Origin of the sequence: Streptomyces otsuchiensis, assembly GCF_004305975.1 — a bacterium.
GTDB lineage: Bacteria > Actinomycetota > Actinomycetes > Streptomycetales > Streptomycetaceae > Streptomyces > Streptomyces otsuchiensis.
This window is the reverse complement of the sequence record NZ_BHZI01000052.1, coordinates 1-24,336: the sequence shown is the minus strand read 5'-3', so window position 1 is coordinate 24,336 and position 24,336 is coordinate 1. Positions and strand designations below refer to the sequence as shown.

Genomic DNA, 24,336 nt, shown 5'->3' with positions numbered 1-24,336 from the left:
GGTGGGGCGGGGTAGGTGAACGGACCAGTATCGATCCGTTTGCGTTTCGCATGGTGCGCGTCTACGCTCGCACGAGTACGACATCGTTTCGATGATGTGATGGGGTCCTCCGGCCGGAGGACCGGCCCAGCCGACAGGAAACGGGATGACCGACCAGTCCGCCGTCACCGCACCACGACCGGGCGGCCGCACCAAGCTCACGCGCGAGCGTGAGCAGGAGCTGTACGAGGCCGTGCTCGCGGAACTGCGGGAACGTGGCTATGAGGCGCTGACGATGGACGCGGTCGCCGCCCGCGCCCGCTCCAGCAAGGCGACGCTCTACCGGCAGTGGCAGACCAAGGCACGCCTGGTCGTCTCCGCGCTGCGTCACACCAAACGGCTCTCGCTCACGGACATCGACACCGGCGAACTGCTGGGCGACTTCCGGGAGATGATCAAGCGAGTGGGAGACGACGCCACCGACGACACCGCCCTCATCCACGCCCTCTCGCACGCCTGTCGCGACGACGACGAGATGCACAGCGCGGTCCGCGAGGTGCTCATCGACCCCGAGATCGAGGTGCTCCACAAGGCGCTGGAGCGCGCCGAGCGCCGTGGCGAACTGCGCCCCGGCAATCCCGCGGTCGAGTTCGTCGTGCACTCGATCATCGGCGCGCTGATCGCCCGCCCGCTGATGGAGGGTCGCGACGCCGACCCGGAGTTCCTCCAGCGGTTCGTCGACACGATGATCGTCCCCCTGCTGCTCCCGGAGCCCACCGGCTGACGGGCGGCAACGGTCCGGGCCGCCGCGCGCCGCGCCCGTCGCACAACACCACACCCACCCCACCCCGGCCGCTCGCCGAGCCGCCGGGCCGGCACCGCACTGCCCGGAACGGATAGGAGTTCTCCGCTGTCATGGCGACTTTCCTCTACAAGCTGGGACGCGCGTCGTTCCTGAGGCGACGCCTGGTCGCCCTGATCTGGGTGCTGCTCCTCGGCGTCACCGGTGTCGCCGCGGCGACCACCGCCTCGCAGCCCTCCAACGAGATCTCGATGCCCGGTACCGAGGCGCAGGAGGCGTTCGACCTCCTCTCCGAGCGGTACCCGGGCATGGGCGCCGACGGTGCCACCGCCCGGGTCGTCTTCCGTGCCGAGGACGGCACCATCGACGACCAGGCCAACCAGCAGGCCGTCTCCGACGTCGTCCGCGAGCTCGGTGAGAGCTCCGACGAGGTCGCCTCGGTGACCGACCCCTTCGAATCGGGCGCGGTCAGCCAGGACGGCTCCACCGCCTACACCCAGGTCTCCTACCTGGTCAGCGGATTCCAGCTGGACGACGCCGACCGCGACGCGCTGGAAGCCGCCGCCCAGAGCGGCCGTGACGCGGGCCTGACCGTCGAGATCGGCGGCGACGCCCTCTTCGAGGTCCCGGCCACCGGCATCGCCGAGATCATCGGCATCGCCGTCGCCGCGGTCGTCCTAGTCGTCACCCTCGGCTCCCTGGTGGCCGCCGGCCTGCCGCTGATCACCGCCCTCGTCGGCGTCGGCGTCGCCGTCCTGACCATCACCGTGCTCAGCGGGCCGCTGGAACTGGACGCCACCACCCCGATCCTGGCGATGATGCTGGGACTCGCGGTCGGAATCGACTACGCCCTGTTCATCGTCTCCCGCTACCGGGCGGAACTGGCCGCCGGCCACAGCAAGCTGGACGCCGTCGGCCGTGCCTCCGGCACCGCCGGCTCCGCCGTGATCTTCGCCGGCCTCACCGTCATCATCGCCATGGCCGGCCTGGCGGTCGTCAACATCCCGATCCTCACCAAGATGGGTCTGGCCGCCGCCGGTGCCGTCACGGTCGCCGTGGTGATCGCCGTCACCCTGATCCCCGCCGTCCTCGGCTTCGCCGGCGACCGGGCCCGCAGCCGTCGCGACATCACACCGTCCGGCGCGACGGACGGCGACCGGAGCGGCGAAGGCGCCGGCGACGAGAGTGCCGCTGAGCGCCCCAACATGGGCACCCGCTGGGCCCGCCAGATCATCCGCCGCCCCGTCGCGGTGCTGCTGGCCGGTGTCGTCGGGCTGGGCGTCATCGCCATCCCGGCCTCCCAGCTCGAACTCAACCTGCCCGACGACGGCTCCTCGCCCACCTCCACCACGCAGCGGCAGGCCTACGACCTGCTCGCCGAGTCCTTCGGCCCCGGCTTCAACGGGCCGCTGCTGGTCGTCCTGGACGGCGCCGACGGCGGCGACGCGATGCGCGCGGCCGAAGAGCTGACCGAGACGATGAACGGCATGGAGCAGGTGGTCGCCGTCACCCCGCCGCAGCCCGACGAGGCCGGCGACACCGCGCTGCTCACCGTCATCCCGGTCTCCACGCCCTCCAGCGCCGAGACCGAGGGCGTCGTCAACGACATCCGGGCCCAGGCCGACGCCCTCCAGGAGTCGGCCGGCGTGCAGCTGTCGGTGACGGGCCAGACCGCGATGGGCATCGACGTCTCGCAGAAGATCGACGACGCCCTGGTGCCCTATCTGGCCCTGGTCGTCAGCCTCGCGTTCCTGCTGCTGATGCTGGTCTTCCGCTCGATCCTGGTCCCGCTCAAGGCGGCGCTCGGCTTCCTGCTGTCCGTCCTGGCCGCCCTCGGCGCCGTCGTCGCCGTCTTCCAGTGGGGCTGGCTCGCCGGCGTGCTGGGTGTGGAGACCACCGGGCCCGTGATGAGCCTGATGCCGATCTTCCTGATCGGTGTCGTCTTCGGCCTCGCCATGGACTACGAGGTCTTCCTGGTGACCCGGATGCGGGAGGCGTACGTCCACGGCGCGTCACCGGACGAGGCGATCGTCACCGGCTTCAAGTACGGCGCCCGGGTGGTCACCGCCGCGGCGATCATCATGATCAGCGTCTTCGCCGGCTTCGTCAGCGCGACCGAACCGATGATCAAGATGATCGGCTTCGGTCTGGCCGTCGCCGTCCTCTTCGACGCCTTCGTGGTGCGGATGGCCATCATCCCGGCGCTGCTGGCGATCCTCGGCAAGTCCGCCTGGTGGCTCCCGGCGTGGCTGGACCGCGTCCTGCCCAATGTGGACGTCGAGGGCGAGCGGCTGGCCGTCGCCGGGACGCCCACCGGCTCGCCGGCCACGGCTGAGCCCGCCGCGGACGGCGAGGGAGAGGCCGGCACCGCACCCGGCAAGGACGCGGAGCTGCCCGAGCACGCCGACCGGCGCCGCTGACCCCGGCCGCACCGCAGCACCGCAGCACCGCACCACCGTCCCGCCCCGGCGCGCGCCACGCGTCGGGGCGGGACGCGTTCGTCCCGGTCCGGGCCGCCGCCGGTGCCGGTGCCGGGCACACCGGCGGCGCGGACCGCACAATGGAGGAGGAGGCGCTGACCATGACCGAACCGCGGCACCAGGACCACCACCGGCAGCGGACGACAGCGCCGCCGGATTCCGGCCCGGCGGGCCCGCCGCCCGGCGGCGTGCTGTGGGACTTCTCCGGAGAGCTGCGCGCGCTGATGTCGCTGCCGGCGGCGCTGGCCATGCAGGTGGCGCACCCAGCCGTCGGCGCCGGGGTCGACGAACACTCCGTCTTCCGCACGGACCCCTGGGGCCGGGCCGAGCGGTCCGTGCGATCGGTACTGCTGTGGGTCTACGGCGGCCCCGAGGGCGCCGCGGAAGGGCGTCGGCTGCGCAGGCTGCACCGTGACATCAGGGGCACCGACACCGCCGGGCGCCGCTACCACGCGCTGGACCCGGCGCTGTACGGCTGGGTCCACGCCACCGGCTTCCCGGTGATGGTCCGCGCCCGCAGCCTGCTGTACGAGCGCCCCTACACCGCCGAGGAGGAGGGCCGCCTCTACACCGAGTGGCGCCAGGTCGGTCTGGTCCTCGGACTGCGCGAGGCCGATCTTCCCCCCACCGCCGCCGGGTTCGAACCCGAGTACCGGGCCTGGCTCAACGACCTCGAAGCCACCCCGGTGCTGCGCGAACTGACCGACCCGCGCCGCCGCATCCCCCCGCCCGACCGCGGCCCCGTCCTGGTGCGGCTGCCGCTGCGCGCGGTGTGGCCGGTCGTCCGCCGGCCGCTGGCCCGGGCCCAGAGCTTCCTGACCACCGGCCTGATGCCGGCCGACGCGCGCGCCGCGATCGGGCTGGAGTGGACCGAGCGGCAGGAGCGCCGACTGCGCCGGCTGGGCCGCTGCACGGCCCGCGTGGTGCCCCGCCTGCCCGAACGGCTGCGCTACCTGCCGTACGCCGCGCGCGCCCGACGGGCCTCCCGCGTCCCCTCCCCACCGGCGGCCGCCGGTGACCGCGCACGGGTCTGAACACCGCGACCGACGGCGCCGGCCGTCACCGGCGCCCACGCCAGGGAACCCCCGGCCCGGCGGCCCGCCTCTCCGGGCGGGGACAGTCCGCACACCGCCGTACGCCGCACACCGGCCGGAATACACGCTCAAATCCCGCGAATGTCGGCGCGGCCTGCCAGAATGCACGGGCACCCCGCGCCCCCGCCGCGCCGGCGAACCGTGACCGGTCGCCGTGCCGCGCCCGGAGGGCCGCCACCGCACAGAAGGAGACAGGGGCCCGGCCCCGTGAACCACGTGACCAACTCCGTCGCAGACCGTTCCATCGAGGCCCGGATCGCTGACGAACTGGGCGTACGGGAAGGGCAGGTGACGGCGGCCGTCGGCCTGCTCGACGGCGGTGCCACGGTGCCCTTCGTCGCCCGCTACCGCAAGGAGGTGACGGGCGCCCTCGACGACGAGCAGCTGCGCGCCCTGGAGGAACGCCTGCGGTACCTGCGCGAGTTCGAGGACCGCCGGGCGGCGGTGCTGGAGTCGGTGCGCTCCCAGGGCAAGCTGGACGCCGAGCTGGAGGCCCGCATCCGGGCCGCCGACAGTAAGGCCCGGCTGGAGGACATCTACCTCCCCTACAAGCCCAAGCGGCGCACCAAGGCGCAGATCGCCCGCGAGGCCGGTCTGGAACCGCTCGCCGACGCCCTCCTCGCCGACCCCTCCGCCGAACCCCTTTCCGCGGCAGCGGCGTTCACCGACGCCGAGCGCGGCGTGGAGACCGCCGAGGCGGCCCTGACCGGAGCCCGCGCCATCCTCACCGAGCGGTTCGGTGAGGACGCCGACCTCGTCGGCGAACTGCGCGAGCGGATCTGGGAGAAGGGCCGTCTGACCTCCCGGGTGCGCGAGGGCAAGGAGGAGGCCGGAGCCAAGTTCTCCGACTACTTCGACTGGGCCGAGCAGCTCGGCTCGATGCCCTCCCACCGGGCGCTGGCCATGTTCCGCGGCGAGAAGGAGGAGATCCTGGAGGTCTCCCTCGAACCGGAGGAGCCGTCCACCGACGCCGGTCCCTCGGCCTACGAGCGGTCCGTGGCGCACCGGTTCGACATCGCCGACCGCGGCCGCCCCGGTGACGCCTGGCTGCTGGAGACCGTCCGCTGGGCCTGGCGCACCCGTCTGCTGGTCCACCTCACCCTCGACCTCCGCACCCGGCTGCGCACCCTCGCGGAGGACGGCGCGGTCACGGTCTTCGCCACCAACCTCCGCGACCTGCTGCTCGCGGCACCCGCGGGCACCCGGGCCACCATGGGCCTCGACCCGGGGCTGCGCACCGGAGTGAAGGTCGCGGTCGTGGACGCCACCGGCAAGGTCGCCGCCACCGACACCGTCTATCCGCACGCCCCCCGTGGCCAGTGGGACCAGGCTCTCGCCCGGCTCGGCGCGCTCGCCGCCGAGCACCGGGTCGAACTGATCGCCGTCGGCAACGGCACCGCCTCCCGCGAGACGGACAAGCTGGCCGGTGAACTGGTCGCCAAGCTCCCGGAACTGGGACTGACCAAGGCCATGGTCTCCGAGGCCGGGGCCTCCGTGTACTCCGCCTCCGCCTACGCCACCCGTGAACTGCCCTCGCTGGACGTCTCGTTGCGCGGAGCGGTCTCGATCGCCCGCCGGCTCCAGGACCCGCTGGCCGAACTGGTCAAGATCGACCCGAAGTCGATCGGGGTGGGCCAGTACCAGCACGACCTGGCCGAGGTGAAGCTCTCCCGCTCGCTGGACGCGGTCGTCGAGGACTGCGTCAACGGCGTCGGTGTCGACGTCAACACCGCCTCCGTGCCGCTGCTCGCACGGGTCTCGGGCGTCTCGACCACGCTGGCCGAGAACATCGTCGCCCACCGGGACGAGCACGGGCCGTTCCGCAGCCGCCGTGCGCTCAAGGACGTCGCCCGGCTCGGGCCCAAGGCGTTCGAGCAGTGCGCCGGCTTCCTGCGCGTCCGGGACGGCGAGGACCCCCTCGACGGCTCCAGCGTGCACCCGGAGTCCTATCCGGTGGTGCGCCGGATGGCCGGCGCCACCGACACCGCGGTGCCCGAACTCATCGGCAACACGGCGCTGTTGCGATCGCTGCGGCCGGAACAGTTCGCCGACGCCGAGTTCGGTCTGCCCACCGTCACCGACATCCTGCGCGAGCTGGAGAAGCCCGGCCGCGACCCACGGCCCGCGTTCCGCACCGCGCGGTTCAAGGACGGGGTGGAGAAGCTCGGCGACCTCACGCCGGGCATGATCCTGGAGGGCGTGGTCTCCAACGTCGCCGCCTTCGGGGCGTTCGTGGACGTGGGTGTCCATCAGGACGGCCTGGTCCATGTCTCGGCCATGTCCGACCGGTTCGTCTCCGATCCCCGCGAGATCGTCAAGCCGGGGGACATCGTCAAGGTCAAGGTGCGCGAGGTCGACGTCCCGCGCAAGCGGATCTCCCTGACACTGCGTCTGGAGGACGACACGAGTGCGCGCGGCACGGAGCGCGCGGAGGGCGGCGAGCGCGGGCGGTCCGAGGGCGCCGCGCCCCGCCAGCGGGACCGGCGCGGTGGAGGCGGGGGACGCCGTGCGGGCCGGGCCGCCTCCGGTGGCCAGGACACCGGCCGTCGCCGCGCCGAGCAGCCGGTCAACAGCGCCATGGCCGACGCGCTGCGCCGGGCCGGCCTGACGGGGGAGGACCGCCGCCGCTGACCGCGTCCGGCGGGACACCGTCGCCGTAATCACCACGCCGGGCCCGGGGTTCGCCCCCGGGCCCGGCGTCGTCGTGTGTGCCGTTGGTCGCACTCCGTCAGGGAGCTTGCCAGACTCGCGAGTAACAACTTACGGTGGCGTAACCTACGGTGTCGTAGGTAGAACCACTAAACATTTTCCTGCCTGGAGCGCCCGTGACGATCACTCCCTCCCACCCCGCGAAGTCGGACCAGTGGACCGACGCCCGGCTGCTGTACGCGCTGGAAGAGGTGGTGGAGAAGGAGCTGAACCGGCACCTCGGGGTTGCCAAGGAGTGGATGCCCCACGAGTACGTGCCGTGGAGCGAGGGCCGGAACTTCGACGGAATGTACGGCGGCGAGGCGTGGTCGCCCGAGCAGTCCAAGGTCACCGACATCGGGCGGATCGCGCTCGTCGTCAACCTGCTCACGGAGGACAACCTCCCCAGCTACCACCACGAGATCGCCACGCTCTTCGGCCGCGAGGGCGCCTGGGGCACCTGGGTGCACCGCTGGACCGCCGAGGAGGGGCGGCACGGCATCGTCATGCGGGACTACCTGCTCACCACCCGCGCGGTGGACCCGGTCCAGCTGGAGCGGTTCCGCATGGAGCACATGTCGGAGGGGTTCGAGTCCGACAACTCGCACTCGATGCTGCACTCCGTCGCGTACGTCGCGTTCCAGGAGCTCGCCACCCGCATCTCGCACCGCAACACCGGTCACCAGTCCGGTGACCCGGCCTGCGACCGGATGCTGGCGCGGATCGCGACCGACGAGAACCTTCACATGGTCTTCTACCGCAACCTGCTGAAGGCCGCCTTCGAGATGGCCCCCGACGCCACCATGGGGGCCGTGCGCGACGTCGTGACGCAGTTCCGGATGCCCGGCCACGGCATGCCCGGCTTCGAGCGCGCCGCCGCCCAGATGGCGATCGGCGGCATCTACAACCTCCGCATCCACCACGACGACGTCCTGCAGCCGGTGCTGCGCTACCTGCGGGTGCTGGACATCGACGGTCTGGGCCCCGAGGGGCTCAAGGCCCAGGAGGAGCTGGGGATGTTCATGGGCGGCCTGAACGCCGAGGCCACCAAGCTCGACGAGCGGCTGGAGGCGCGCCGCGCCCGGATCGCCGCCCGCAAGGCGGCCTGACCGTCCGTCCTTCCCGCGTTTGACGGTTCATCGGCGCGCCCCGCCGCTCACGGGGGCGCGCCGATCGCCGTTCCGGGCCGGCCGGCGCCGGAGCGGCGGACGCCGTGGCGATCCGGACGGCAGACGTGCCGGGCCGGTCCAGATGTGGCCGGGGAGCCCCGGGACGAACGCGTGCCGGGCGTCCCGGGGCTCCGTGCCGGCTCAGCCGGTGACCTCGGACGGGAAGGCGCCCGCCTTCGCGGCGGTCAGCGCGAAGCCGCCCGCCAGTTCGGTCAGCCGCGCGGTGCCCTCGGGTCCGAGCGAGTCGTATGGCGCCGCGTCCAGCCGGTCGGTGTCGTTCTCGATCGCCTTGCGCAGCGCGCGGCCGTCCTCGGTGAGCGAGTCGTCGGGGCCCAGCAGCCCCCGGTCGCGGAGCCGGCCCTGTGCGGCGTTCCAGTCCTGCTCGCTCCAGCCCCTGGTCTCCCGCAGCCAGGCCGGGTGCTGGCCGTGACCGCTGGCGGCGTGGCTGATCATCGACTCCACCGGGTCCAGCCCCTCGCGCAGCAGGACGGCGACATGGCCGTCGCCACGGTGTTCGCGCAGCAGGGTCGCGGCGTGCCACAGCCGCAGGTGCGGCTGGTCGGGGGTGGGAAGGTCGGCGTTGGCCGCGAACAGCGCACGGCCGTGAGGGGAGCATCCGGCCGCGGCCCGCAGGGCCAGCTCGGCGGCCTCCGACATCCCGGGCGACTCGACGGCCCGGTCGCCCAGCAGCCGCCGCAGCACGGCGTCGGCGGCCCGCAGCCTGGCCTCGGCCACCTCGCAGGGGCTGGCACGGTCCCACACGGCGGGGATGTGACGGGCGACCAGCCCGGGCCGGAAGCCGTAGAAGACGGCGCCGACGGTGGCGGCACCGGCCGCGCCCATCGGCGCGGCACGGGTGGCCAGGTACACGGCGCTCTGTTCTCCGATGCCCAGCCCCGCCATCTCCCGTGGCAGCTCGGGCGAGAAGTACAGCAGCGAGTGGATCGGGTTGAGGACGGCGTGGCAGCGTCTGCCGGCGCGGGAAGGCGGGGACGTCATGCCCTCACATTACCGAGCGGTAGATAGGGGTGGTACCCCCGGGACGACCCGCATCGTGGCCGGTTGACGCCCCGCGGGCCCGTCGCCGCACTCGTGTGGGCCGCGCCCGCCGGCCCGTGACGGAGTGCGCCCGCACGGGCCTGTCCGGGCGGCCGGGGCGACGCGGGGCCCGGCGGCACCGGCCCCGGCAAGCGCCCGTGCGTCCTCAGCCGTCCCAGCCGAAGCGAGGAGGGCGGCGCTCCAGGAACGCCGCGACGCCCTCGGCGACCTCCGCCGTGCTCTCCTCCTGGCGCCGCCAGTGCTCCACCCGTTCGGGGTCGATCGGCCGGTCGGTGAACTCCTTGGCGGCGCGCTGCGTGAGCCGCGAACGGGCCGCCAGCGTCGCGGTGAACTCGGCGACCCGTGCCTCCAGGGTGCCGGCGGGCAGAACCTCGTCGACCAGGCCGCAGCGCAGGGCCCGTTCCGTTCCGATCAACTCGGCGGAGTACAGGAGGAACTTGGTGGTGGAGGGGCCCACCAGGCGGCGCAGTCGCGCGGTCGAGGTGGCCGGGTAGACGATGCCGAGGCGGGCCGGGGTGACGCCGAACCGCGCGCCCTCCTCGGCGAACCGCAGGTCGCAGGCGGCGGCGAGCTGGCAGCCACCGCCCACGGCGTGGCCGCGGATCGCCGCGACGGTCGGCTTCGGGAAGGCCGCCAGCGCCTCCTCGGCGTTGGTGGTCAGCTCCCGGGGCGCTATGCCCGAGCGGATACTGCCGATGTCCGCGCCGGCGCAGAAGGTGTCGCCCTCACCGGTCAGTACCAGCGCGCGGACGGCGCTGTCCTCGGCGAGGGAGGACAGCAGCGGTGGCAGCGCCCGCCACATGTCCGGGGTCATGGCGTTGCGCTTGGCCGGGTTGCACAGGCTGATCGTCGCGACGCCGGAGGTGACGGCGGAGAGGATGGCGGGCTCCATGGCTGGATCCTACGAGTGGCCGTCGCGGAGCGTTCAGCCGCCCGTGCGGTGCCCGGCGCCCGGATGGCGCACGCCGGACGGCGCCCGTGCCCGCGGCGGGGGAGTCTGGCGTGCGAGGAGGTGCTGCCATGCGCCACGGAGCGACGCACACACCGGAGGAGCCGGGGAGGAAGCTGCACCGCAGCCTGGGCCGGCTCGCGGTGCTCGGGGTGGTGCTGGTCCTCGCCGGACTGACCGGGCTGGTGTACACGGGGCTGGCCACCCTGGAGTCCATGCTGCTGTTCGGCTGGCTGCTGCTGATCGGCGGGGTCGTGGGGCTGTTGCACGCCGTCCTCTCGCGCGGCTCTAACTTCGTCTGGGTCGGGCTGATCGTCGCCGCGCTGAACCTGGCGGCGGGAGTGATCCTGATCCGGCATCCGGGCGTGGGAGCCTCCGGGATGAGCCTGTTCGCCGCGCTGCTCTTCCTCTCGGGCGGGGTGTTCCGGCTGGCCGGTGGCTGTGTGGTGCGCGGGCCGCAGATGATGTGGACGATCGTCCAGGGCGCGTTCGGGCTGGTGCTGGGCGTCATGGTCCTGCTGGAGTGGCCCGACAGCACCCGGTATGTGCTCGGCACCTTCTTCTCGCTGGCGCTGCTCTTCGACGGACTCGGGCTGCTCGCCACCGGCATGGGAGGCCGTCAGGTCATCGACATCGCCCGGGAGCCGGACCGGGACGCGCCGTCGCACGACGACGGCCGGCGGCGGCGCGGGCCGGGCCACGCGGCCGGGCACCGGCGTGGGCGTCGGCGCGACGGGGCGGGTGACGCGGCTCAGCCGCCCGGCGGGCCGCCGGACGGCCCGTATCCCGGGCCCGGCGCCGGGAGACGAACCACGGAAGAAAACGATCGCTAGGCGCCACGAAGCAGTACAGGTCGAACAATGGCGAAGCGAAGCAGCTGATATGTGGTGAGTTCCGTGCACTCGGTCACAGGGCGCTGGCACATGCCAACACTCGGAGACAGCGAGGGGCGCACACACCCCGAGCCTCTGAAGCCCAGTTCAGCCGAGAAGAGGGGCCGGTGCGCGACACCATGGACAGCCGATCGGACACCTCGACGCAGCAAGTGCTACCGGCACGCCACCGGTACGAGGGCGCCTGGCGTTTCACCGTCCCGCCACGGGAGTCCTCGGTGCCGCAGATCCGCCACGCGGTCCGCGACCTGCTCCGCCGGCAGGGCGCACCGCTCTCCGAGGACCTCGCCTACGGGCTGGAGCTGATCCTCTCCGAACTGGTGACCAACGGAGTCCGGCACGCCGCCCTGCTGACACCCGAGATCGGCGTCGAGATCACGCTGCGGGCGGGCTGGGTGCGCCTGGCGGTCGAGGACGGCCACCCCTACCGGCCCAGGGCCCTGGAAGCCGCCCCCGACCAGCACCACACCGGCGGACGGGGACTGCTGCTGGTCAAGGCGGTGGCCCTGGAGGCCGGAGGAGACTGCGGCGTCGCGCCGACCGCCAACGGCGGCAAGATCGTCTGGGCGTCACTCCCGCTGCGCTGACGGGCCGCGCCGGGGCCCAGGGAGCAGGCGGGGCAGCCCCGCCCGCCTCCCTCACCAGCCGCCGGCGCCACCCGTGACCTCGCGGATCGCCGGCCGCGCCGCGTCCAGCACCGTCATGAACCACGCGGAGAACGGCTCCGAGGCATGGCGCCGGGACAACTCCTCCGCCGACACCAGCGCCGTCTCCCCGACCTCCTCCGGGTCCGGCCGCGGGGGCAGACCCGTCAGGCCGACGAAGAGATGGTTGTACTCCTGCTCCACCAGGCCGGAGGCCGGGTCCGGGTGGTTGTAGCGGACCGTGCCCGCCTCCCGGAGCAGCGCGGGCGCCGTGCCCAGCTCCTCGGCCGTCCGCCGCACCGCCGCCACGAACGGCGGCTCCCCGGGGTAGGGGTGGCCGCAGCAGGTGTTGGACCACACGCCGGGGGAGTGGTACTTGCCCGCGGCGCGACGCTGGAGCAACAGCCGGCCCTCGCCGTCGAGCAGGAAGACCGAGAACGCCCGGTGCAGCCGGCCCGGCGCCTGGTGCGCCGAGAGCTTCTCCGCGGTGCCGATGGTCTGGCCGTCCTCGTCCACCAGCTCCAGCATGATGGGCTCGGTGGTGACGGCGGTCTCGGTGGTGACGGCAGTGCGGTGGGGCATGGGCGCCTTTCGGGACGTGCGCGCCTCCGGCGGGGCCGCCGCCGGAAGCCGGCCGGTGGCCCGGCCGAATCTCCAGTGTGCCGCAGCCCGGCGGGGCGCACGTCACCCGTCCGAAGGCACCCCCGCGCGTGTGACCGGACCGTCAGTGGCACAACCCCGGCTCGTGGTCCGCGTGACCGCGTGGTTCGAGCTGGAAGGTGCAGTGCTCCACCGCGAAGTGACCGCCCAGGCAGTCCCGCAGGTCGTGCAGCACCCGCTCGTGCCCCTCCGAGTCGAGCACCTCCCGCTCCACCACGACATGGGCGGAGACCACCGGCATCCCCGAGGTGATGGTCCACACATGCAGGTCGTGCACGTCGCCGACGCCCTCCACCCCCAGCATGTGGCTGCGCACCTCGGCGATGTCCACGTTCTTCGGCGCCGACTCCAGCAGGACCTCCACCGCGTCCTTGCCGAGCTTGACGGTACGCGGCACGATCATCGCCGCGATCAGCAGGGACGCCACCAGGTCCGCCTGCTGCCAGCCGGTGAGGATGATCACCAGGGCCGACGCCACGACGGCGCAGGAGCCCAGGGTGTCGGCCAGCACCTCCAGGAACGCGCCGCGCACGTTCAGGCTCTCCTTCTGGCCGCGCATCAGCAGCATCAGCGAGACGCAGTTGAGCGCCAGGCCGACGAGGCCGAAGACGATGGTGAGCCCGCCGGAGACCTCGGCGGGGTGCCGCAGCCGGTCCAGCGCCTCGTAGAGGATGTAGCCGCCGACCGCGAAGAGCAGCACGCAGTTCAGCAGCGCCGCCAGGATCTCCAGCCGGGCCAGCCCGAAGGTGCGGCGGCCCGAGGCCGGACGGTTCGCGAGATGGATGGCGGTCAGCGCCACCGCGATGCCCACACCGTCCGTCGCGACATGGCCGGCGTCCGCCAGCAGCGCCAGCGAGCCGGTCAGCGCCGCGCCGATCAGCTCGGCGACCAGCAGCACCCCCGCGATGCCCAGCGCGATCCACAGCCGCCCCCGGTACGCGGCCGAAGCGGTGCCGTGCCCGCCCACCGGTCCGCCGTGCTGGTGTCCCGCTCCCATGCCTGCCGCTCCGTCCTCGCGCCGTCCGCCGGTGCGTCGTCCCGCGCTCCGGCGGGTGCCGAGCGCGGCGAGTGCGACCCGCACGGGCCGCGCACCGGAATCCGTCGTCTCCCCGGCGCCCGCACGTCCAGTGAACTACGGGTGGGGGGTATCTGGCAACGCGGCACTGAACACCGTTGTCATTGCCTCTGAGCTGCGGTTTCCCGCTCTCCGGCGAGCTGTGGCCCGGACCCGGCGGGACGCCGTGAAGAGCGGCGCGCGGCCGTCGCCCAGCGCCCCCGGCGCACACCTCCTCCACAGCTCCTTCGCCGGCCGGTGCCGCACGCGGCCAATCCCCGGTGAACCGCGGTGAACACCACGTGGAGCGATCGGATAACCTCTGCCCTCGTGCCGTCCCGCCGGGCCCGGCGCCGCCCCGAGGAGTGAGTTCAGCTGTCGACCGCCATCGTCATCGGTCAGCCCGCCGCCGGGTCTTCGCTCGACACCGACCTGCGGGCCCTCGGCTTCGCGGTCGGCCGCGCGGACGACGAGTCCGCTCTCCGCGAGGAGGTCGCCCGGATTCCCGCCGGGCAGCGGATCGCCGTCGTCGACGCCCGCTTCACCGGCCACCGCCAGAGCCTGCGCCTGGCCCTCACCGACCCGCGCTTCCCGGCCGCCGCCGTCACCGGCGCGCTGACCGTGCTGCCCGCCGCACGCGCCGCGCTGACCGCCGTACTGACCCCGGTCCCCGTCACGGCCGGCGGCACCACCGCCGAGCCGCGGCCGCTGCCCGACCGGCTCGCCGAGGACCTCGCCGGCGCCGGAACGGCGGTGCACCGCCCGGCGCTCGGCAGCCTCGTCGCCGCCGTACCGGCGGACGGCCCCGAACGCGAGCAGCGCCTGGCCGACACCGCCGCCGTGGACGAGGAGAGGATCCGGCTGGCCGACGCGGTCAAGAGCCGTGACGGCTTCTTCACCACCTACTGCGTGAGCCCCTACTCCCGCTACCTCGCACGCTGGTGCGCCCGGCGAGGGCTCACCCCCAACCAGGTGACCACCGCCTCCCTGCTGACCGCGCTGATCGCGGCCGGCTGCGCCGCGACCGGCACCCGCGCCGGCTTCCTCGCCGCCGCGCTGCTGCTGCTCGGCTCCTTCGTACTGGACTGCGTCGACGGACAGCTGGCGCGCTACGCGCTGAAGTACTCCACGCTCGGCGCCTGGCTCGACGCCACCTTCGACCGGGCCAAGGAGTACGCCTTCTACGCCGGACTCGCCCTCGGCGCCGCCCGCGGCGGCGAGGACGTCTGGGCCCTGGCGCTGGGCGCGATGGTCCTCCAGACCGGCCGGCACATCGTCGACTTCGCCTACAACGAGACCGCCGCCGGACAGGACAGCGGCGGCAGCCGCGCCGCCGCCCTCTCCGGGCGGCTGGACGCCGTCGGCTGGACCGTCTGGCTGCGCCGCATGATCGTGCTGCCGATCGGTGAACGCTGGGCCCTGATCGCGGTGCTCACCGCCCTCGCCACGCCGCGGCTGACCTTCGTGGTGCTGCTGGTCGCCGGCGGGTTCGCCGCCTGCTACACCACCGCCGGCCGGGTGCTCCGCTCCTTCCGCCGCCCCGGCGCCACCACCGCGGCACCGAACGCGACCGGCGCCGGACCGGCCCGGGACAGCGGCGCCGCGGCGCTGGCCGCGCTCGCCGACAGCGGCCCGCTGGCCGAGTCCGCCGCCCGCGCCCCCGCCACCGGGCGGGGCGCCCTCGGCGCGCCGCTGTGGGCGCTGGCCGCCGCTGTCGGGCTGATCGGGGCGCTGCTGCTGCCCGGAGTCGCCGGCGGCTGGGCGGCTGTGGCGGCCGCCGCCTGGTACGCGCTGTGCTCCGGCCGCGCCGTCGCCGCGCCCCTGGAGCACCGGCTCGACTGGCTGCTGCCCCCCGTCTTCCGCGTCGCCGAGTACGGCGCCGTGCTGATCCTCGCCCTCGACGCCGAGGCGTCCGGGGCTCTCCCGGCGGCGTTCGGACTGGTGGCGATCTACGCCTACCATCACTACGACACGGTGTACCGCCTGCGCGGCGGCGCCGGGGCGCCCCCGCGCTGGCTGGTCACGGCCGCCGGCGGTCACGAGGGCCGCACCCTGCTGGTCGTCATCGCCGCCGCCCTCTGGCTGGGCGGCGACGGCTTCCCCCTCGCGCTGGCGGTCCTCGCCGGGGCGCTGACCGTGCTGGTACTGACGGAGAGCATCCGCTTCTGGGTCTCCTCCCAGGCGCCCGCGGTACACGACGAGACAGGAGAACCCACATGATCGGCCTCGTGCTGGCGGCCGGCGCCGGACGGCGTCTGCGTCCCTACACCGACACCCTCCCCAAGGCACTGGTGCCGGTGGGCTCCAAGGACGACGAGACCACCACCGTCCTGGACCTCACCCTCGGCAACTTCGCCGAGGTCGGCCTCACCGAGGTCGCCGTGGTCGTCGGCTACCGCAAGGAAGCCGTCTACGAGCGGCAGGCCGCGCTGGAGTCCCGGTACGGCGTCAAGCTGACGCTGATCGACAACGACAAGGCCGAGGAGTGGAACAACGCCTACTCCCTGTGGTGCGCTCGCGACGTGCTCAGCGAAGGCGTCATCCTGGCCAACGGCGACACCGTCCACCCGGTGTCCGTCGAGCGTGACCTGCTGGCGGCGCGCGGCGGCGACCAGCGGATCATCCTCGCCCTGGACACCGTCAAGAACCTCGCCGACGAGGAGATGAAGGTGATCACCGAGCCGGGCCGCGGCGCCCGCCGGATCACCAAGCTGATGGAGCCGTCCGAGGCCACGGGCGAGTACATCGGCGTCACCCTCATCGAGCCCTCGGCCGCAGCCGACCTGGCCGACGCCCTGCGCACCACCTTCGAGCGCGACCCCGACCTCTACTACGAGGACGGCTACCAGGAGCTGATCAACCGCGGCTTCACCATCGACACCGCCCCCATCGGCGACGTGCCCTGGGTGGAGATCGACAACCACGCGGACCTCGCCCGCGGCCGGGAGATCGCATGCCTCTACTGACCAGGCTCATCCCGTCCCCGGTGTCCGTGGACATCCGGGCGGGTGCCCTGGGCGACCTGGCCGGCCTCCTCGCCGACCAGCGCATCGCGCCGACCGGCAAGCTGGCCTTCGCCATCAGCGAGGGCTCCGGCCGGTCGCTGCGCGAGCGGCTGGCCGGCGACATGCCGGGCGCCGACTGGTACGAGGTCGGCGGCGGCACGCTGGACGACGCCGTCCGGCTGGCCGGCAAGGTGGGGTCCGGCCGCTACGACGCGCTGGTCGGGCTCGGCGGCGGCAAGATCATCGACTGCGCCAAGTTCGCCGCCGCCCGCGTCGGGCTGCCGCTGGTCGCCGTCGCCACCAACCTCTCCCACGACGGTCTGTGCTCCCCGATCGCGACCCTCGACAACGACGCGGGCCGGGGCTCCTACGGGGTGCCCACGCCGATCGCCGTCGTCATCGACCTCGACGTGATCCGGCAGGCGCCGGGCCGGTTCGTCCGCTCCGGTGTGGGCGACGCCATCTCCAACATCTCCGCGGTCGCCGACTGGGAACTGTCCCACAAGGTGACCGGCGAACCGATCGACGGACTGGCCGCCGCCATGGCACGGCAGGCCGGAGAGGCCGTGCTGCGCCACCCCGGCGGCTGCGAGGACGACACCTTCCTCACCGTCCTCGCGGAGGGCCTGGTCCTTACCGGCATCTCCATGTCCATCGCCGGCGACAGCCGGCCGGCCTCGGGCGCCTGCCACGAGATCAACCACGCCTTCGACCTGCTCTTCCCCCGCCGCCGCGCACCGCACGGCGAGCAGTGCGGCCTGGGCGCGGCGTTCGCCATGCACCTGCGCGGCGCGAAGGAACAGACCGCGCTGATGGTGGAGACCCTGCGCCGCCACCGGCTGCCGGTCCTCCCCGGCGACATCGGCTTCAGCGACGAGGAGTTCGTCCAGGTCCTGGAGTTCGCGCCGCGCACCCGGCCGGGGCGCTTCACCATCCTGGAACACCTCCAGCTGTCCACCGACGAGATCAGGGACGCGTACGCGCACTATGTCAAAACCATCGGTAGCTGAACTCCGCCCGGTCGTCCACCCCGAGGGGATCAAGGACCGGGCGAGCGGCGAGCACTGGGCCGGCCGGCTCTACATGCGCGAGATCTCCCTGCGCTGGACCCGCCACCTGGTGAACAGCCGGATCAGCCCCAACCAGCTGACGTACCTGATGGTGCTCACCGGAGTGCTGGCCGGCGCCGCCCTGCTGATCCCGGGCATCGCCGGGGCGCTGCTGGCGGCCCTTCTCATCCAGCTGTACCTGCTGCTGGACTGCGTGGACGGCGAGGTCGCCCGCTGGCGCAAGCAGACCTCGGTGACCGGCGTCTACCTGGACCGGGTCGGGCACTACCTGGCCGAGGCGGCGCTGCTGGTCGGCTTCGGGATCCGCGCCGCCGACGTGTTCACCGTGGAGGGCGCGTCCGCTAACTGGATGTGGGCCTTCCTCGGGACCGTCGCCGCTCTCGGCGCCATCCTGATCAAGGCCGAGACCGACCTGGTGGACGTCGCCCGCCTGCGGTCCGGCATGCCGGCCGTGCGGGAGTCCGCGGCGACCCCGCGCTCCTCCGGCCTGGCGCTCGCCCGCCGCGCCGCCGCCGCGCTGAAGTTCCACCGGCTGGTTGGCGGCGTCGAGGCGTCGCTGGTGATCCTCGCCGTGGCCGTGGCCGACCTCGTCGCCGGCGGTCTCTTCTTCACCCGCCTCGGTGTCGCCGTGCTCGCCGCCATCGCCGTGGTGCAGACCCTGCTGCACCTGGTCTCCATCCTGGCCTCCAGCAGGCTGCGGTGACCGGCACCGACGCGGCGGACGGCCGCGCTCGGCCGCTCAGCCTCGGCGCCGTGATCATCACGATGGGCAACCGCCCCGAGGAGCTGAAGCGGCTGCTGGACTCGGTCGCCACCCAGGACGGCGACCCGATCCAGGTGGTCGTCGTCGGCAACGGCGCCGCCCTGCCCGACCTCCCTGCCGGCGTCCGCACCATGGAACTGCCGGAGAACCTCGGCATCCCCGGGGGCCGCAACGCCGGAATCGAGGCGTTCGGGCCCGGCGGCGGCGAGGTGGACGTCCTGCTCTTCCTGGACGACGACGGGGACCTTCCGGGCCGCGACACGGGCGAACTGGTGCGCGAGGCGTTCGAATCCGACGCGAAGCTGGGCATCGTCAGCTTCCGCATCGCCGACCCGGAGACCGGCGTCACCCAGCGCCGCCACGTGCCGCGACTGCGCGCCTCCGACCCGATGCGCTCCTCGCCGGTCACCACCTTCCTCGGCGGGGCCAACGCGGTGCGCACCGCCGTCTTCGAGGAGGTCGGCGGGCTGCCCGACAGCTTCTTCTACGCCCACGAGGAGACCGACCTCGCCTGGCGGGCGCTGGACGCCGGGTGGGGCATCGAGTACCGGGCCGACCTGGTGCTGCACCACCCCACCACCTCGCCGTCCCGGCACGCGCTGTACCACCGCCTGGTGGCCCGCAACCGGGTCTGGCTGGCCCGCCGCAACCTGCCGTGGCCGCTGGTCCCGGTCTACCTCTCGACCTGGCTGCTGCTCACCCTGGCCCGCCGCCCGTCCCTGCCGGCGCTCAAGGCGTGGTTCGGCGGGTTCGCCGAAGGATGGCGCACCCCCTGCGGGCCGCGTCGCGCCATGCGGTGGCGTACGGTGTGGCGCCTGACCCGGCTGGGCCGCCCGCCGGTCATCTGACAAGCTCCTACCTGAGATCATTCACGAGCGAACAGCGGACCGGACACCGAGCCCGGTTGTCCGGCCCGTCCGCAGCTCATCACAGCTGGCCTGCGAGACGAAAGTTTCAATGTGAGCGAGACAACGCACGAGCGTGCGACCTCCGCCGCCCCACCCGGTTCCGGGGAGCACCTGAGCGCCGCGGAGCTGGCGGCCCGGCACGGGCTGACGGTGAGCGGGGCGCGGCCCTCCCTACCGCAGTACGTGCGCCAGCTATGGGGGCGCAGGCACTTCATCCTGGCCTTCTCGCAGGCCAAACTCACCGCGCAGTACAGCCAGGCCAAGATGGGGCAGATCTGGCAGGTCCTGACCCCGCTGCTGAACGCCTTCGTCTACTTCCTGATCTTCGGTCTCCTTCTGCAGGGGCGCGGCGGGATGAACAACGCCGAATACGTTCCGTTCCTGGTCATCGGGGTCTTCCTCTTCACCTTCACCCAGCAGTCCGTGATGTCCGGGGTGAAGGCCATCCCCGGCAACCTCGGCCTGGTGCGCGCGCTGCACTTCCCGCGGGCCTCGCTGCCGCTCTCCTTCGTGCTCCAGCAGCTCCAGCAGCTGCTGTACTCCACGGTCGTCATCCTGGTGGTGCTCATCGGCTTCGGGCACTACCCGGGGTGGACCTGGCTGCTGGTGATCCCGGCGCTGGCGCTGCAACTGGTCTTCAACTCCGGTCTCGCCCTCGTCTTCGCCCGCTGGGGCGCCGCGGTCCCCGACCTCGCGCAGCTGATGCCGTTCGTGCTGCGGACGGTGATGTACGCCTCCGGTGTGCTCTTCCCGATCCAGATGGTCGCCGAGAAGGCCGATGCCCCCGGCTGGCTGGCCGACATCATGCTGCTGAACCCCATCTCGGTCTTCATGGAGCTGGTGCGCCACGCCACCATCACCGACGGCCCCCACCACGGCGACCTGTCCGGCTACTTCTGGCTGTTCGCCGCCGGGTACGCGCTGCTCGCCTTCGTCGGCGGGTTCCTGTACTTCTGGAAGGCGGAAGAGAGGTACGGCCGTGGCTGAGACCACCAGGGACGCCGTCGCGTCCGGCGAGCGGGTTCCCACCGTCATCGCCGACGACCTGCACATCGTGTACCGGGTCGTCGCCGGCCGGCAGAAGGGCAACGCCACCGCCGCGCTCCGCCGGATCGTCAAGCGCCAGCCCTCCGGCCGCGTCCGCGAGGTGCACGCCGTGCGCGGCGTCAGCTTCACCGCCTACCGGGGTGAGGCGATCGGGCTGATCGGCTCCAACGGCTCGGGCAAGTCGACGCTGCTGCGCGCCATCGCCGGGCTGCTGCCCCCCGAGAGCGGCAAGGTCTACACCGACGGTCAGCCCTCGCTGCTGGGCGTCAACGCCGCGCTGATGAACGACCTCACCGGGGAGCGCAACGTCGTGCTCGGCGGGCTCGCCATGGGCATGAGCCGCGAGCAGATCAAACAGCGCTACCAGGGCATCGTCGACTTCTCCGGCATCAACGAGAAGGGCGACTTCATCACCCTGCCGATGCGGACCTACTCCTCCGGCATGGCGGCGCGGCTGCGCTTCTCCATCGCCGCGGCCAAGGACCACGACGTCCTGATGATCGACGAGGCGCTGGCCACCGGCGACAAGAAGTTCCAGAAGCGCTCCGAGGCCCGCATCCGCGAGCTGCGCACCGAGGCCGGCACCGTCTTCCTCGTCAGCCACCGCAACCGCTCCATCCGCGACACCTGCGACCGGGTGCTGTGGCTGGAGAAGGGCGAACTGGTGATGGACGGCCCGACCGACGAGGTCCTGAGGGCGTACGAGGCCGAGACCTCCGCCTGACCGGCCACGCCGCATCTTCCGCGCCCGGGTGAGCCCGGGCGCGGAAGGGCGTGTCCGAAGGGATCGGCGCCGCGACAAGGTAGAAATGACGGTATGACCACCACCGCCGCCGACTCCCAGAGCCCCACCGGGGCCACGCTGCGCAAGGCCGCAGCGGAGAACTTCCCCGTCGCCCCCCGTTTCCTGCCCCGCGCCTGGCGCGAGGACCTCATGGCGGTCTACGGCTACGCCCGCCTGGTGGACGACGCCGGAGACGGCGACCTCGCGCCCGGCGGCGCCGACGCCCTGCTGCTCGGCCTCGACCCGGCGGCCGCCGACGACCCGGCCGTGATGCTGGACGCACTCGAAGCCGACCTGGCGCGCGTCTTCGCCACCGGCGGTGACGCCCCGAGCCACCCGCTGCTGCGGGCCCTGGTGCCCACCGTGCGCCGCACCGGTCTGGAGCCCGGCCCCTTCCGCGACCTGATCGAGGCCAACCGCGTCGACCAGCGCGTCACCCGCTACGCCGACCGCGCCCAACTGCTCGCCTACTGCGAGCTGTCGGCCAACCCCGTGGGCCGGCTGGTGCTGGGAGTCACCGGCACCGCCACCCCCGAGCGGCTCCGCCGCTCCGACGCCGTGTGCACCGCGCTCCAGCTCGTCGAACATCTCCAGGACACCGCCGAGGACCTCTCCCGTGGCCGGATCTATCTCCCGGCGACCGAGATGCGGCGCTTCCGCGTCACCGAGACCGACCTCGCCGCTCCGACCGCCGGAGCCTCCGTGCGGGCCCTGGTCGCCTCCGAGGCGGACCGGGCACGTAGGCTGCTGGACGACGGCGCCCCGCTCGTCGGCAGCGTCCACGGCAGACTGCGCATGCTGCTCGCCGGGTTCGTGGGCGGCGGAAGGGCGGCACTTTCGGCCATCGCCGCCGCCCGTTACGACGTTCTCGCCGGGACGCCCCGGCCCACCCGGACCGGACTGCTGCGCGCGGCGGGGTCCACACTGCGACGAGGAATGTGAGCTGTCCACCGTGAAGAAGAGCCCGCAGCTCTCTCCCGCCCTCACGGCCGCCTACCGCTACTGCGAGATCGTCACCGGCCAGCAGGCCCGGAACTTCGCCTACGGCATCCGGTTGCTGCCGGCCGCCGAACGCCGCGCGACGTCCGCCCTCTACGCCTTCTCCCGGCGCGTCGACGACATCGGCGACGGGCCGCTCGACGACGCCACCAAGGAGACCCGGCTCAAGGAGACCCGCGACCTGCTGGAGCGGGTGCGCGCCGGCGAGATCACCGACGACGCCACCGACCCCGTCGCCCTCGCCCTCGGTGACGCCGCCCGCCGTTTCCCCATTCCGCTCGGCGGCCTCGACGAGCTGATCGACGGCGTGCTGATGGACGTTCACGGCCGCGTCTACGAGACCTGGGACGACCTGCGCGACTACTGCCGCTGCGTCGCCGGCGCGATCGGCCGGCTCTCCCTGGGCGTCTTCGGCACCGTGCCCGGAGCCCCCCACAGCGAGCGGGCGCCCGAGTACGCCAACACCCTCGGCCTCGCCCTCCAGCTCACCAACATCCTGCGCGACCTGCGCGAGGACGCGGCCGAGGGCCGCAGCTACCTCCCGGCCGAGGACCTGCGTGCCTACGGCTGCACCGGCGGCTTCCACCACGCCGAACCACCGGCCGGCGCCGACTTCGACGGCCTGGTCCGCTTCGAGGTCCACCGCGCCCGCCGCCTGTTCGCCGACGGCTTCCGGCTGCTGCCGATGCTCGACCGCCGTTCCGGTGCCTGCGTCGCGGCCATGGCCGGCATCTACCACCGCCTGCTGGACCACATCGCCGCCGAGCCCGCCGCGGTGCTGCGGGGGCGGGTCTCGCTGCCCGCGCCGCAGAAGGCCCTCGTCGCCGTCCGGGGCCTGTCCGGCCTCGACGCCCGCCGCGTCGCGCGGAAGCGCCCGTGAACCGCACCGCTCTCGTGGTCGGTGGCGGCCTGGCGGGGACCACCGCCGCCCTCGCCCTCGCCGACCGCGGGTGGCGCGTCACCCTCGCCGAGACCCGCCCCCGGCTCGGCGGTCTCGCCTTCTCCTTCCGCCGTGCGTCGGCCGTCGGCGACCTCACCGTCGACAACGGCCAGCACGTCTACCTGCGTTGCTGCACCGCCTACCGCGGGTTCCTGGACCGGATCGGCGGTGCAGCCCTCGCCCCGCTCCAGCCGCGGCTGGACGTCCCCGTCCTCGACGCCGCCAGCGGCAGGGCGGGCCGCCTGCGCCGAACCGCCCTGCCCGTGCCGCTCCACCTCGCCTCCGCGCTCGGCCGCTATCCGCACCTGAGCTCCGGTGAACGGCTGGCCGTCGCCCGCGCCGCCTGGAGCATGCGGGGCCTGGACCCCGACGACCCGGCCCTGGACACGCGGTCCTTCGGCGACTGGCTGCGCGAGCACGGCCAGAGCGAGCGGGCCGCCGAGGCCCTGTGGGACCTGGTCGGCGTCGCCACCCTCAACGCCCGCGCGGACCGGACCTCCCTCGCCCTGGCCGCGCGGGTCTTCCGCACCGGGCTCCTCACCACCCCCGGCGGCGCCGACATCGGCCTGCCCGCCGTGCCGCTGGGCGACCTGCACGGCACCCTCGCGACCCGCGCCCTGGAACGCGCCGGAGTACGCACCCTGCTGCGCACCCGCGTCCGCACGCTGACCCGCGCGGAGCACGACGAACACGGTGGCGGCGCCTCCGGCTGGACGGCCGCCCTGGAGAGCGGCGGCACCACCACCGAACTCACCGTCGGCACCGTGGTCCTGGCCGTGCCCCAGCGGCAGACCCACACCCTGCTGCCGCCCGGCGTGCTGGACGCCCCCGGCCGTCTGCTGGAGCTGACGGACGCGCCGATCCTCAACGTCCACGTCGTCTACGACCGGCCCGTGCTGCGCCGCCCCTTCCTGGCCGCGCTCGGCAGCCCGGTGCAGTGGGTCTTCGACCGCACCGAGCACTCCGGGCTGCCCGCCCTCCCCGGCGCGGGCCACAGCCAGTACCTGGCGCTCTCCCAGTCCGACGCCGGCGACGAGATCGACCTGCCGGCCGCCGAGCTGCGGGCCCGCTACCTCCCGGAACTGCGCCGGCTGCTGCCCGCCGCACGCGACGCCGTCGTCCGGGACTTCTTCGTCACCCGGGAGCGGACCGCGACCTTCGCGCCGGCTCCCGGGACCGCCCGGCTCCGTCCGGGCACCGTGACCCGGGCGCCCGGCCTCTTCCTGGCCGGGGCGTGGACGGACACCGGCTGGCCCGCCACCATGGAGGGCGCGGTCCGCAGCGGTCTGAGCGCCGCCCGCGCGGCGACCGGAGCCCTCACGCACACCCCCGCCCGCACCCCGATCGCC

At 73.4% G+C, this 24,336-nt stretch carries 21 protein-coding genes; 17 read left to right on the top strand and 4 right to left on the bottom strand.

Annotated features, from left to right (window positions below; genetic code table 11):
• The first annotated feature begins 145 nt into the window (after positions 1 to 145).
• From E0D90_RS07610 to E0D90_RS07590, 5 genes are all read left to right on the top strand, one after another.
• The gene (locus E0D90_RS07610) at positions 146 to 763 is read left to right on the top strand and encodes a TetR/AcrR family transcriptional regulator (protein WP_103503330.1); all 618 of its coding nucleotides are present in this window, start codon (positions 146 to 148) and stop codon (positions 761 to 763) included.
• 131 nt (positions 764 to 894) lie between these two features.
• A complete protein-coding gene (locus E0D90_RS07605) occupies positions 895 to 3,201 on the top strand; it encodes an MMPL family transporter (protein WP_130797104.1) in 2,307 nt (768 codons plus the stop codon).
• Positions 3,202 to 3,362: 161 nt separating this feature from the next.
• Entirely contained in the window at positions 3,363 to 4,295 is a 933-nt protein-coding gene (locus tag E0D90_RS07600) for an oxygenase MpaB family protein (RefSeq protein ID WP_130797103.1), read from the top strand.
• A 276-nt stretch (positions 4,296 to 4,571) separates the two neighbouring features.
• Positions 4,572 to 6,986 carry a Tex family protein gene (locus tag E0D90_RS07595; RefSeq protein ID WP_227870062.1) on the top strand — a complete coding sequence of 805 codons (2,415 nt, stop codon included), beginning with the start codon at positions 4,572 to 4,574 and terminating at the stop codon, positions 6,984 to 6,986.
• A 194-nt stretch (positions 6,987 to 7,180) separates the two neighbouring features.
• Positions 7,181 to 8,152 (top strand): acyl-ACP desaturase, encoded by a 972-nt coding sequence (locus E0D90_RS07590; protein WP_103501243.1) that lies wholly within the window; start codon positions 7,181 to 7,183, stop codon positions 8,150 to 8,152.
• 201 nt (positions 8,153 to 8,353) lie between these two features.
• Here E0D90_RS07590 and E0D90_RS07585 read toward each other — a convergent pair whose 3' ends face one another.
• Positions 8,354 to 9,211 (bottom strand): SCO6745 family protein, encoded by an 858-nt coding sequence (locus tag E0D90_RS07585; protein ID WP_130797101.1) that lies wholly within the window; start codon positions 9,209 to 9,211, stop codon positions 8,354 to 8,356.
• A gap of 205 nt (positions 9,212 to 9,416) precedes the next feature.
• Positions 9,417 to 10,163, bottom strand: coding sequence for an enoyl-CoA hydratase/isomerase family protein (locus E0D90_RS07580; RefSeq protein ID WP_130797100.1), 747 nt, complete (start codon positions 10,161 to 10,163; stop codon positions 9,417 to 9,419).
• A gap of 128 nt (positions 10,164 to 10,291) precedes the next feature.
• On the opposite strand from E0D90_RS07580, the gene E0D90_RS07575 reads away from it, so the two are divergent.
• Together E0D90_RS07575 and E0D90_RS07570 are read left to right on the top strand one after the other, a co-directional pair.
• Positions 10,292 to 11,053, top strand: a complete 762-nt coding sequence (locus E0D90_RS07575) for an HdeD family acid-resistance protein (protein ID WP_130797099.1) — start codon at positions 10,292 to 10,294, stop codon at positions 11,051 to 11,053.
• Positions 11,054 to 11,232: 179 nt separating this feature from the next.
• Positions 11,233 to 11,700: an ATP-binding protein gene (locus E0D90_RS07570; protein ID WP_103501247.1), complete on the top strand. Its 468-nt coding sequence runs from the start codon at positions 11,233 to 11,235 to the stop codon at positions 11,698 to 11,700.
• Positions 11,701 to 11,751: 51 nt separating this feature from the next.
• Here E0D90_RS07570 and idi read toward each other — a convergent pair whose 3' ends face one another.
• A complete protein-coding gene (gene idi, locus E0D90_RS07565) occupies positions 11,752 to 12,339 on the bottom strand; it encodes an isopentenyl-diphosphate Delta-isomerase (RefSeq protein WP_103501246.1) in 588 nt (195 codons plus the stop codon).
• A 142-nt stretch (positions 12,340 to 12,481) separates the two neighbouring features.
• The gene (locus E0D90_RS07560) at positions 12,482 to 13,414 is read right to left on the bottom strand and encodes a cation diffusion facilitator family transporter (RefSeq protein WP_130797098.1); all 933 of its coding nucleotides are present in this window, start codon (positions 13,412 to 13,414) and stop codon (positions 12,482 to 12,484) included.
• A gap of 432 nt (positions 13,415 to 13,846) precedes the next feature.
• On the opposite strand from E0D90_RS07560, the gene E0D90_RS07555 reads away from it, so the two are divergent.
• The 10 genes from E0D90_RS07555 to hpnE all read left to right on the top strand — a co-directional run.
• The gene (locus E0D90_RS07555) at positions 13,847 to 15,691 is read left to right on the top strand and encodes a DUF5941 domain-containing protein (RefSeq protein ID WP_130797097.1); all 1,845 of its coding nucleotides are present in this window, start codon (positions 13,847 to 13,849) and stop codon (positions 15,689 to 15,691) included.
• Positions 15,688 to 16,437, top strand: a complete 750-nt coding sequence (locus tag E0D90_RS07550) for a phosphocholine cytidylyltransferase family protein (protein ID WP_103503916.1) — start codon at positions 15,688 to 15,690, stop codon at positions 16,435 to 16,437. Before E0D90_RS07555 ends, E0D90_RS07550 begins: the two co-directional genes overlap by 4 nt.
• Entirely contained in the window at positions 16,425 to 17,486 is a 1,062-nt protein-coding gene (locus E0D90_RS07545; RefSeq protein ID WP_103503915.1) for an iron-containing alcohol dehydrogenase family protein, read from the top strand. The genes E0D90_RS07550 and E0D90_RS07545 overlap by 13 nt, the downstream gene beginning before the upstream one ends.
• Positions 17,464 to 18,249 (top strand): CDP-alcohol phosphatidyltransferase family protein, encoded by a 786-nt coding sequence (locus E0D90_RS07540; protein WP_174856160.1) that lies wholly within the window; start codon positions 17,464 to 17,466, stop codon positions 18,247 to 18,249. The genes E0D90_RS07545 and E0D90_RS07540 overlap by 23 nt, the downstream gene beginning before the upstream one ends.
• 62 nt (positions 18,250 to 18,311) lie before the next feature.
• Positions 18,312 to 19,157 carry a glycosyltransferase family 2 protein gene (locus E0D90_RS07535; RefSeq protein ID WP_103503920.1) on the top strand — a complete coding sequence of 282 codons (846 nt, stop codon included), beginning with the start codon at positions 18,312 to 18,314 and terminating at the stop codon, positions 19,155 to 19,157.
• A 111-nt stretch (positions 19,158 to 19,268) separates the two neighbouring features.
• Positions 19,269 to 20,204 (top strand): ABC transporter permease, encoded by a 936-nt coding sequence (locus E0D90_RS07530; RefSeq protein WP_130797096.1) that lies wholly within the window; start codon positions 19,269 to 19,271, stop codon positions 20,202 to 20,204.
• Positions 20,197 to 20,988 (top strand): ABC transporter ATP-binding protein, encoded by a 792-nt coding sequence (locus E0D90_RS07525; RefSeq protein ID WP_130797095.1) that lies wholly within the window; start codon positions 20,197 to 20,199, stop codon positions 20,986 to 20,988. The genes E0D90_RS07530 and E0D90_RS07525 overlap by 8 nt, the downstream gene beginning before the upstream one ends.
• 93 nt (positions 20,989 to 21,081) lie before the next feature.
• Positions 21,082 to 21,990, top strand: coding sequence for a squalene synthase HpnC (gene hpnC, locus E0D90_RS07520; RefSeq protein WP_130797094.1), 909 nt, complete (start codon positions 21,082 to 21,084; stop codon positions 21,988 to 21,990).
• A gap of 10 nt (positions 21,991 to 22,000) precedes the next feature.
• Entirely contained in the window at positions 22,001 to 22,927 is a 927-nt protein-coding gene (gene hpnD, locus E0D90_RS07515; protein ID WP_438827379.1) for a presqualene diphosphate synthase HpnD, read from the top strand.
• Positions 22,924 to 24,336, top strand: a 1,413-nt coding sequence (hpnE, locus tag E0D90_RS07510; RefSeq protein WP_130797093.1) for a hydroxysqualene dehydroxylase HpnE, incomplete at its 3' end; no start/stop codon positions are given. The genes hpnD and hpnE, both read left to right, overlap by 4 nt.

What these genes read in the sequence shown, in the direction of transcription:
- E0D90_RS07610 (WP_103503330.1), top strand. Translation starts at nt 146, where the DNA reads ATGACCGACCAGTCCGCCGTCACCGCACCACGACCGGGCGGCCGCACC.
- E0D90_RS07605 (WP_130797104.1), top strand. Translation starts at nt 895, where the DNA reads ATGGCGACTTTCCTCTACAAGCTGGGACGCGCGTCGTTCCTGAGGCGA.
- E0D90_RS07600 (WP_130797103.1), top strand. Translation starts at nt 3,363, where the DNA reads ATGACCGAACCGCGGCACCAGGACCACCACCGGCAGCGGACGACAGCG.
- E0D90_RS07585 (WP_130797101.1), bottom strand. Translation starts at nt 9,211, where the DNA reads ATGACGTCCCCGCCTTCCCGCGCCGGCAGACGCTGCCACGCCGTCCTC.
- E0D90_RS07580 (WP_130797100.1), bottom strand. Translation starts at nt 10,163, where the DNA reads ATGGAGCCCGCCATCCTCTCCGCCGTCACCTCCGGCGTCGCGACGATC.
- E0D90_RS07575 (WP_130797099.1), top strand. Translation starts at nt 10,292, where the DNA reads ATGCGCCACGGAGCGACGCACACACCGGAGGAGCCGGGGAGGAAGCTG.
- E0D90_RS07570 (WP_103501247.1), top strand. Translation starts at nt 11,233, where the DNA reads ATGGACAGCCGATCGGACACCTCGACGCAGCAAGTGCTACCGGCACGC.
- idi (WP_103501246.1), bottom strand. Translation starts at nt 12,339, where the DNA reads ATGCCCCACCGCACTGCCGTCACCACCGAGACCGCCGTCACCACCGAG.
- E0D90_RS07560 (WP_130797098.1), bottom strand. Translation starts at nt 13,414, where the DNA reads ATGGGAGCGGGACACCAGCACGGCGGACCGGTGGGCGGGCACGGCACC.
- E0D90_RS07550 (WP_103503916.1), top strand. Translation starts at nt 15,688, where the DNA reads ATGATCGGCCTCGTGCTGGCGGCCGGCGCCGGACGGCGTCTGCGTCCC.
- E0D90_RS07545 (WP_103503915.1), top strand. Translation starts at nt 16,425, where the DNA reads ATGCCTCTACTGACCAGGCTCATCCCGTCCCCGGTGTCCGTGGACATC.
- E0D90_RS07540 (WP_174856160.1), top strand. Translation starts at nt 17,464, where the DNA reads ATGTCAAAACCATCGGTAGCTGAACTCCGCCCGGTCGTCCACCCCGAG.
- E0D90_RS07535 (WP_103503920.1), top strand. Translation starts at nt 18,312, where the DNA reads ATGGGCAACCGCCCCGAGGAGCTGAAGCGGCTGCTGGACTCGGTCGCC.
- hpnC (WP_130797094.1), top strand. Translation starts at nt 21,082, where the DNA reads ATGACCACCACCGCCGCCGACTCCCAGAGCCCCACCGGGGCCACGCTG.